The sequence below is a fragment of the Parvibaculum sp. genome, from assembly GCF_002684405.1.
Lineage (GTDB): Bacteria > Pseudomonadota > Alphaproteobacteria > Parvibaculales > Parvibaculaceae > Parvibaculum.
In genome coordinates this window covers 41,242-48,962 of sequence record NZ_NYVD01000034.1, presented here as the reverse complement: position 1 = coordinate 48,962, position 7,721 = coordinate 41,242, and the positions used below count along the sequence as shown (strand labels likewise).

Annotated in this window: 5 protein-coding genes; 4 read left to right on the top strand and 1 reads right to left on the bottom strand. The window is 63.1% G+C overall.

Features of this window, described 5'->3' with window-relative positions; all coding sequences use genetic code 11:
• Positions 1 to 4,377 (bottom strand): glutamate synthase large subunit (gltB, locus tag CMI59_RS03090; RefSeq protein WP_293324602.1); only part of this gene is annotated, 4,377 nt, incomplete at its 3' end.
• 774 nt (positions 4,378 to 5,151) lie between these two features.
• Here gltB and CMI59_RS03085 point away from each other — a divergent pair.
• Genes CMI59_RS03085 through CMI59_RS03070 form a run of 4 tightly spaced genes read left to right on the top strand, consistent with a single transcriptional unit; the run spans position 5,152 to position 7,700 of the window.
• Positions 5,152 to 5,469 (top strand): DUF2282 domain-containing protein, encoded by a 318-nt coding sequence (locus CMI59_RS03085; protein ID WP_293324598.1) that lies wholly within the window; start codon positions 5,152 to 5,154, stop codon positions 5,467 to 5,469.
• Positions 5,470 to 5,502: 33 nt separating this feature from the next.
• Positions 5,503 to 6,438 (top strand): DUF692 domain-containing protein, encoded by a 936-nt coding sequence (locus CMI59_RS03080; protein WP_293324596.1) that lies wholly within the window; start codon positions 5,503 to 5,505, stop codon positions 6,436 to 6,438.
• Positions 6,431 to 7,240 carry a DNA-binding domain-containing protein gene (locus CMI59_RS03075; protein WP_293324593.1) on the top strand — a complete coding sequence of 270 codons (810 nt, stop codon included), beginning with the start codon at positions 6,431 to 6,433 and terminating at the stop codon, positions 7,238 to 7,240. The genes CMI59_RS03080 and CMI59_RS03075 overlap by 8 nt, the downstream gene beginning before the upstream one ends.
• Positions 7,224 to 7,700, top strand: a complete 477-nt coding sequence (locus CMI59_RS03070; protein ID WP_293324591.1) for a DoxX family protein — start codon at positions 7,224 to 7,226, stop codon at positions 7,698 to 7,700. Before CMI59_RS03075 ends, CMI59_RS03070 begins: the two co-directional genes overlap by 17 nt.
• The last annotated feature ends 21 nt before the right edge of the window (positions 7,701 to 7,721 follow it).

The window sequence follows — 7,721 nt, the reverse complement described above, 5'->3', positions numbered from 1 at the left end:
GAGGTTGCAGCGGCGCTCGAACATGCCGTCTTCGTCCAGCACATAGGCGATACCGCCCGACATGCCGGCCGCGAAGTTGCGGCCCGTCTCGCCGAGCACGACGACAACGCCGCCCGTCATGTATTCGCAGCCATGATCGCCCGTGCCTTCGACAACGGCGACGGCGCCGGAGTTGCGGACGGCGAAACGCTCGCCGGCCACGCCGCGGAAATAGCATTCGCCGCCGATGGCGCCGTAAAGCACGGTATTGCCGACGATGATGCTCTTCTCCGGCACGATGCCGCTGACGGCAGGCGGATAGACGATCAGGCGACCGCCCGAAAGGCCCTTGCCGACATAGTCGTTGGCTTCGCCTTCAAGCTCCAGCGTGACGCCGGTGGCGACCCAGGCGCCGAAGCTCTGCCCCGCCGTGCCCTTGAACTTCACATGGATCGTTTCGTCGGGCAGGCCGATATGGCCGTAGTGCCGGGCGATCTCGCCCGACAGCATGGCGCCGGTGGTGCGGTCGGTATTGTGGATCGGAAGCTCGATCTGTACCGGCTTCTTCTCTTCGATCGCGCCCTTGGAGGCTTCGATGAGCTTGCGGTCGAGGATGTCGTGGATCTTGTGATCCTGCTCCTCGCATTTGAAGATGCTCACGCCCGCCGGTGCATCCGGCTTGTGGAAGAGCTTGCCGAAATCGAGGCCCTTCGCCTTCCAGTGGTCGACGACCTTGCGCTTGTCGAGCATCTGCATCTGCCCGATCATTTCGTTCACCGTGCGGAAGCCCATTTCGGCCATCAGCTCGCGAACTTCCTCGGCGACGAAGAAGAAGTAGTTGATGACGTGCTCGGGCGCACCGACGAAGCGCTTGCGCAGTTCCGGGTCCTGGGTGGCGACGCCGACAGGGCAGGTGTTCAGATGGCACTTGCGCATCATGATGCAGCCCGCCGCGATGAGCGGCGCGGTGGCGAAGCCGAACTCGTCCGCGCCCAGCAGCGCGCCGATGACGACATCGCGGCCGGTACGCAGGCCGCCATCGACCTGAACGGTGATGCGGCCGCGCAGGCGGTTCAGCACCAGCGTCTGATGGGTTTCGGCCAGGCCGATTTCCCAGGGGCTGCCCGCATGCTTGATGGAGGTGAGCGGTGAGGCGCCCGTGCCGCCGTCATAGCCGGAGATCGTCACATGGTCGGCACGCGCCTTGGAGACGCCCGCGGCCACCGTGCCGACACCGACCTCGGAGACGAGCTTCACGGAGATGAGCGCCTTGGAGTTGGTGTTCTTCAGGTCGTAGATCAGCTGGGCCAGATCTTCGATCGAATAGATGTCATGGTGCGGGGGCGGAGAGATGAGGCCCACGCCCGGCGTCGAATGGCGCACCTTGGCGATGACCGCGTCGACCTTGTGGCCGGGCAGCTGGCCGCCTTCGCCGGGCTTTGCGCCCTGCGCCATTTTGATCTGGATCATGTCGGAGTTGACGAGATATTCCGTCGTCACGCCGAAGCGGCCCGATGCGACCTGCTTGATCGAGGAGCGCATGCTGTCGCCATTGGCCATCGGCTTGAAGCGATCCGGCTCCTCGCCGCCTTCGCCCGTGTTGGACCGGCCGCCAAGCCGGTTCATGGCAATCGCCAGCGTCGTATGTGCCTCGCGGCTGATGGAGCCGTAGGACATGGCGCCGGTGGCGAAACGCTTCACGATCTCGGAAGCGGGCTCGACTTCTTCCAGCGGAACAGGCTTGCGGCCCACGTCCTCGGCCGTCTTGATGTCGAAGAGGCCGCGCATGGTGAGCAGGCGTTCGTTCTGCTCGTTGATGCTCTTGGCAAAGGCCTTGTACTGGTCCTGGCTGTTGCCGCGCACCGCATGCTGCAGGTCGCGCACGGATTCAGCCGTCCAGGCATGGTCTTCGCCGCGAATGCGCTGGGCATATTCGCCGCCGACATCGAGTGCGCTCTTCAGCACAGGCGCATCGGAATAGGCGAGGCGGTGCCGCGTGAACGTCTCACGGGCAATCTCGTCGATGCTGACGCCTTCGATCATGGAGACGGTGCCGGTGAAGTATTTGTCGCAGAACGAGGTGGCGAGGCCGACCGCGTCGAAAATCTGCGCGCCGCAATAGGACTGGTAGGTCGAGATGCCCATCTTGGACATGACCTTCAGAATGCCCTTGTCGATCGCCTTGATGTAGCGCTTCTCGGCTTCCTTCTGCGAGAGGCCCTCATCGAGGTTCGGCAGCAATTCATGCAGCGTCTCGAAGGCGAGATAGGGGTTGATCGCCTCGGCGCCGTAGCCGGCCAGGCAGCAGAAGTGATGCACTTCGCGCGCCTCGCCCGTTTCGACGACGATGCCGACCTTGGTGCGCAGGCCCTTGCGGATCAAATGGTGATGCACGGCGGATGTGGCGAGCAGCGCCGGAATGGCGATGCGCTCCGCCGAGATCAGGCGATCCGACAGGATGATGATGTTGTAGCCCTGATCGACGGCTTCTTCTGCGCGCTGGCAGAGCCGGTCGACCATTTCGGCCATGGCTTCCTCGTTGCGATCGACGGCGAAAGTCATGTCGAGCGTCTGGGTGCGGAAATGATTGTCCGCGACCTCGCCGATCATGCGGATCTTTTCCAGATCCTCATTGGTGAGGATGGGCTGGCGCACTTCCAGGCGCTTCACCGAGGACATGCCTTCCAGATCGAGCAGGTTCGGGCGCGGGCCGATGAAGGAGACCAGCGACATGACCAGTTCCTCGCGGATCGGGTCGATGGGCGGGTTCGTCACCTGCGCGAAGTTCTGCTTGAAATAGGTGTAGAGCAGCTTCGACTTGGAAGAGAGCGCGGAGATGGGCGTGTCCGTGCCCATCGAGCCGATCGCTTCCTGTCCGTCGGTCGCCATGGGCGACATCAGGAACTTCAGGTCTTCCTGCGTGTAGCCGAAGGCCTGCTGCGTATCGAGCACCGAGCCGTAGCGCGGCGTCTGCATGCGTGTGGACGGGGCGTGCATATCCTCAAGCTGGATCTGCGTTTCGTTCAGCCACTTCTGATAGGGATGAAGCGTCGCGAGGTCCGCCTTGATCTCGGTATCGGAACTGATGCGGCCCTGTTCAAGGTCGATCAGCAGCATCTTGCCGGGCTGCAGCCGCCACTTTTCGACAATCTTGTCTTCCGGTGCGGGGAGCACGCCCATTTCGGAGGCCATCATCACATCGCCATCGTCGGTGACGTAATAGCGGGCCGGACGCAGGCCGTTACGGTCCAGCGTCGCGCCGATCTGGCGGCCATCGGTGAAGGCGACCGCGGCGGGGCCGTCCCAGGGCTCCATGAGGGCTGCGTGATATTCGTAGAAGGCGCGGCGCTCTTCATCCATGAGCGGGTTGCCCGCCCAGGCTTCCGGGATGAGCATCATCATCGCATGGGCCAGCGAGTAGCCGCCCATGATGAGAAGTTCGAGCGCATTGTCGAAGCAGGCCGTATCCGACTGTTCCTGAACGGCAATCGGCCAGATCTTCTTGATGTCGTCGCCCAGAAGCTCCGATTCCATGGTGGCGTAGCGTGCCGCCATCCAGTTCACATTGCCGCGCTTCGTGTTGATCTCGCCATTGTGGCAGACCATGCGGAAGGGATGGGCAAGGCTCCAGGTCGGGAAGGTGTTGGTGGAGAAGCGCTGATGCACGAGGGCGAGCGCCGTCACCATGTCCGGATCGGTCAGGTCCTTGTAGTACTGGCCGACCTGGGCCGCGAGCAGCATGCCCTTGTAGACGATGGTCTGAGAGGAGAAGGAGGGAATATAGAGTTCCTCCGGCACATGGCCTTCCTGCTCCAGCAGCGTGTTGAAAATGCGCTTGCGGATGACGAAAAGCTTGCGCTCGAACGCGGCCTGATCGGCACAGTCGTCGGCGCGCTTCACGAAAACCTGCATGTGGCGGGGTTCGGTCGGGATGACCGACTCGCCAAGGTCGGAATTGTCCACCGGCACGTCGCGCCAGCCGAGAAGGGTCTGGCCTTCCTCGGCGACGATCCTGTTCACCAGTTCGACGATCTTCGCGCGTGCGTCGTCCGCCTTGGGCATGAAGAGCATGCCGACGCCGTAATGGCCTTCTTCCGGCAGCTCGATACCAAGCTTGCCGGCTTCCTTGCGGAAAAAGGCATCCGGCATCTGAATGAGAATGCCCGCGCCGTCGCCCGCCTTGGGGTCGGCGCCGACCGCGCCGCGATGCTCGAGATTTTCGAGGATACGCAGACCGTCTTCGATGATTTTGTGCGATTTCCGGTTGTGGATGTTCGCGATGAAGCCGATGCCGCAGGCATCATGCTCGTTCCGGGGGTCATAGAGGCCCTGCGCCGCCGGAAGGCCCGCAGCGTAAGCCATGGGCGCAGTGGCGGCGGAAGCTTTCAGCTTCGCCATGCTGGTCCGCGTCTGGCCGATGTCTGCCCGCATTTCCGTCATTTCTTTCCATCCCTAACCTAGGCCCGGGCCGTGCCGATCCGGACGGAATGTCTTTCCGTTGCCGGACCCCGAACCGGGTCGTCACCTACGCCACTTTCGTCTCTCGCCTCGTCCTTCCGGTTCTGACCGGAGGGCCGGGCATTCCGGCATGCCGGAACCCCGAGGGCGGGGGACGTCAGCGGATTACGCCTGATCGCAAGATCCCCGCGCGGTGGGCCCGCAAGCCCGTCATCTAGCACGCTCCACGACCCGGGCCAGCAGCCCGGGGGACAAATCTTAGGTCCCGTTATCCTGGCGCGTGCCCCGGCTGCAGTGCCGCGTAGCCGCTCAGCTTTCTGCAGGGTGCTCCTTTTGCCCGGAGCGGGGCCACCTGACAAGTCTCCCGGCGGCCCAAATTACGCTTGACCGGCCATCCGAAAGGACCCCGGGAAGCGGGGCTTCTCCGGGAGCGCGATACTGCCAGAACGGGGGCTTTTTAGCAAGAAAATATGACAGGATTACTGACCTATAAAATGACTTTTTGAATCAGGCGCTTAGCGGCTCCGGGCTTCATGTCCGGCAATCACGACCGTGTGAAAATGCGTGTCCGCGCGCGCCCTTCTTCGTGACAGCAGTTGATTTCACGGCCCGCGTTCCGGCGGGCATGCTCGATCCCGTTCCGGCAAGACAGCACATGCATGCCGCCGGGACGGATGGACAACATCCATTTGACCCAATCAGCGGAGATCCAACATGTCGAAGACCCTTTCCCGTTCCACGCTCGCCCGTTCCTCGCTGGCCATTGCCGGTGCGCTCACCGCCGCCATCAGCCTGTCCGCCGCCGCCCATGCCGACGATATGGGCAAGGGCGCGATGGAAAAATGCTACGGCGTCGCCATGGCCGGCCATAACGACTGCAAGGCCGGAGCGGGCACGACCTGCGCGGGCACGTCGACACTCGACTATCAGGGCAATGCCTGGAAGCTCGTGCCGGCCGGCACCTGCGCCAGCATCGAAACGCCCTATGGCAATGGCAGCCTCGACCCGAAGGACACACAGCTTCCCTCGTAAGTGTGTGTTTCAAGGGACCGGACGGAGATCATCATGACCATCCCCCCATCTCATGATGCACCGGCAAGTAGCGCCGGAAGCGGCCGGTCCCGTCTCGGCCGCCCGACCCCCGCCGCCTGCCCCCGGGCGGCCGGGGTCGGGCTCAAGGCCGATCACTATCGCGAAATCCTCGACACGCGGCCCGCCATCGGCTGGTTCGAGGTGCATGCCGAAAACTTCATGGGCGCGGGCGGGGCGCCGCATCGCTATCTGACCGCTATTCGAGAACATTATCCGCTGTCGCTGCACGGGGTCGGGCTGTCGCTCGGCTCGGCCGGGCCGCTCGACCGGGCGCATGCAAAGCGGTTGCGCGCGCTAGTGGACCGGTACGAGACCGGCCTTGTCTCCGAACATCTCGCCTGGTCGCGGCACGATGGCATCCATTTCAACGACCTTCTGCCTGTGCCACTGACAGAGGAAGCGCTCGACATCGTCGCGGAGCATGTCGAGGAGACCCAGGACATTCTCGGGCGGCGCATGCTGATCGAAAACCCGTCCACCTATGTCGCCACGCGTGACGAGATGAGCGAGACGGAATTTCTCGTCGCGCTGGCGCGGCGCACGGGATGCGGATTGCTGGTCGACGTCAACAATGTCTATGTCTCTTCGATGAACCACGGCCGGGACGCCGCCGCCTGGCTCGACGCCATTACCGCCGATCTGGTGGGCGAAATTCACCTGGCGGGCCATGCGGTGGAGATGGTGGAGGGCGAAGCGCTCCGGATCGACGATCATGGCAGCCGGGTATCGCCGGAAGTCTTCGAGCTCTGCGGCCGTTTCCTCGACCGGGTCGGGCCCGTCCCTACACTGATCGAATGGGACAGTGACGTGCCGCCGCTTAGCGTGCTGCTTGAGGAAGCATCGAAGGCGGACAAGCTGTTGCTTCGGGCTCAGGCACAAGCCGCCATGATGGGGCGTGCGCATGACTGACGCGCGCCCCTCACTGGCAGATTTTCAGGCGCGCTTTGCCGCATCACTGCGCAAGCCCGAAGACGGCTCGGCGCTTTCCCTGTTCTCGCCTTCCGAGCGCATACCGCTCGCGCGCCGTTTCGATGTTTACCGAAATAATGTGCATGCCAGTCTTGTCGATGCGCTTGCCGATATTTTCCCTGCCGTGGAACGTCTTGTTGGGCGTGACTTCTTCCGGGCGTCGGCGCGGCTCTTCCTTGCCGACAGCATGCCGTCGCTCGGCACGCTGATGGGTTTCGGCGACGGTTTTCCGGAATTTCTCGACCGGTTCGAGCCGGCCGCCAGGCTGCCTTATCTTGGCGATGTTGCGCGGCTGGAGCTTCTTTGGCTTGCTGCCTATCACGCGGGCGAGGCGCCGCCGGTCGATCCCGGCGCGTTGCAGGCCGGCGATGATCCGTCCGGGCTTTGCCTCCGTTTCCATCCTTCGGCGGCGTTGCTTTCTTCCAGCTGGCCCGTGTTTCAGATCTGGCGAAGCAATCGCGAGGATGCCGAGGTCATGCCCATCGACCTCGATACCGGCCCCGATTTTCTGATGGTGTTCCGGAGCGGGGGAGAGGTGCGCATCGCATCGCTCGATTTGGGCATGCATGCGTTTTGCGAAAAGTTCGCCGCGGGCGCGGCGCTGGGCGATGCCGCTGAGGCGGCGGCTGCCGTCGACACGGATTTCGATCTCGTCGCGGCGTTTCGTTTCATCCTGTCATCGGGCGCCTTCGCTGCGCCCTTATCCGAGCGAGGAGATACCTGCCATGTCCAACATCTCTGAGAGTGCCGCGTCGCGCGCCGCGATACCACGAGCGGCTGCGTTTGCCGGGCGGGCGAATGCGCTTTTGGCTAGCATCCCCGTTTCGCTCTACACGCTGATGATGAGGGTGGCGATCTTTCTGGTCTTTTTCCAGTCCGCCCGCACCAAGGTGGAGGGACTACTCACGATCAAGGAGAGCACTTTCTTCCTCTTTCAATATGAATATGCGCTGCCGCTTCTGCCGCCGCATCTCGCAGCCTATATGGCGACCTATTCGGAACATTTCTTTTCGCTTCTCATTCTGCTCGGGCTCGCCACGCGCTTTGCCGCACTACCTCTTCTCGGCATGACGCTCGTCATCCAGATCTTCGTCTACCCGGAAGCCTATACGGTGCATCTTTCCTGGGCGGTCATGCTCGTTGCCCTGGCGGCGCTGGGGGGCGGCAGGTTTTCGCTCGATCACCTTCTCTTTCGCCGGTGAGCCCGTTACGATCCGCCCGTT

What these genes read in the sequence shown, in the direction of transcription:
- CMI59_RS03085 (WP_293324598.1), top strand. Translation starts at nt 5,152, where the DNA reads ATGTCGAAGACCCTTTCCCGTTCCACGCTCGCCCGTTCCTCGCTGGCC.
- CMI59_RS03080 (WP_293324596.1), top strand. Translation starts at nt 5,503, where the DNA reads ATGACCATCCCCCCATCTCATGATGCACCGGCAAGTAGCGCCGGAAGC.
- CMI59_RS03075 (WP_293324593.1), top strand. Translation starts at nt 6,431, where the DNA reads ATGACTGACGCGCGCCCCTCACTGGCAGATTTTCAGGCGCGCTTTGCC.
- CMI59_RS03070 (WP_293324591.1), top strand. Translation starts at nt 7,224, where the DNA reads ATGTCCAACATCTCTGAGAGTGCCGCGTCGCGCGCCGCGATACCACGA.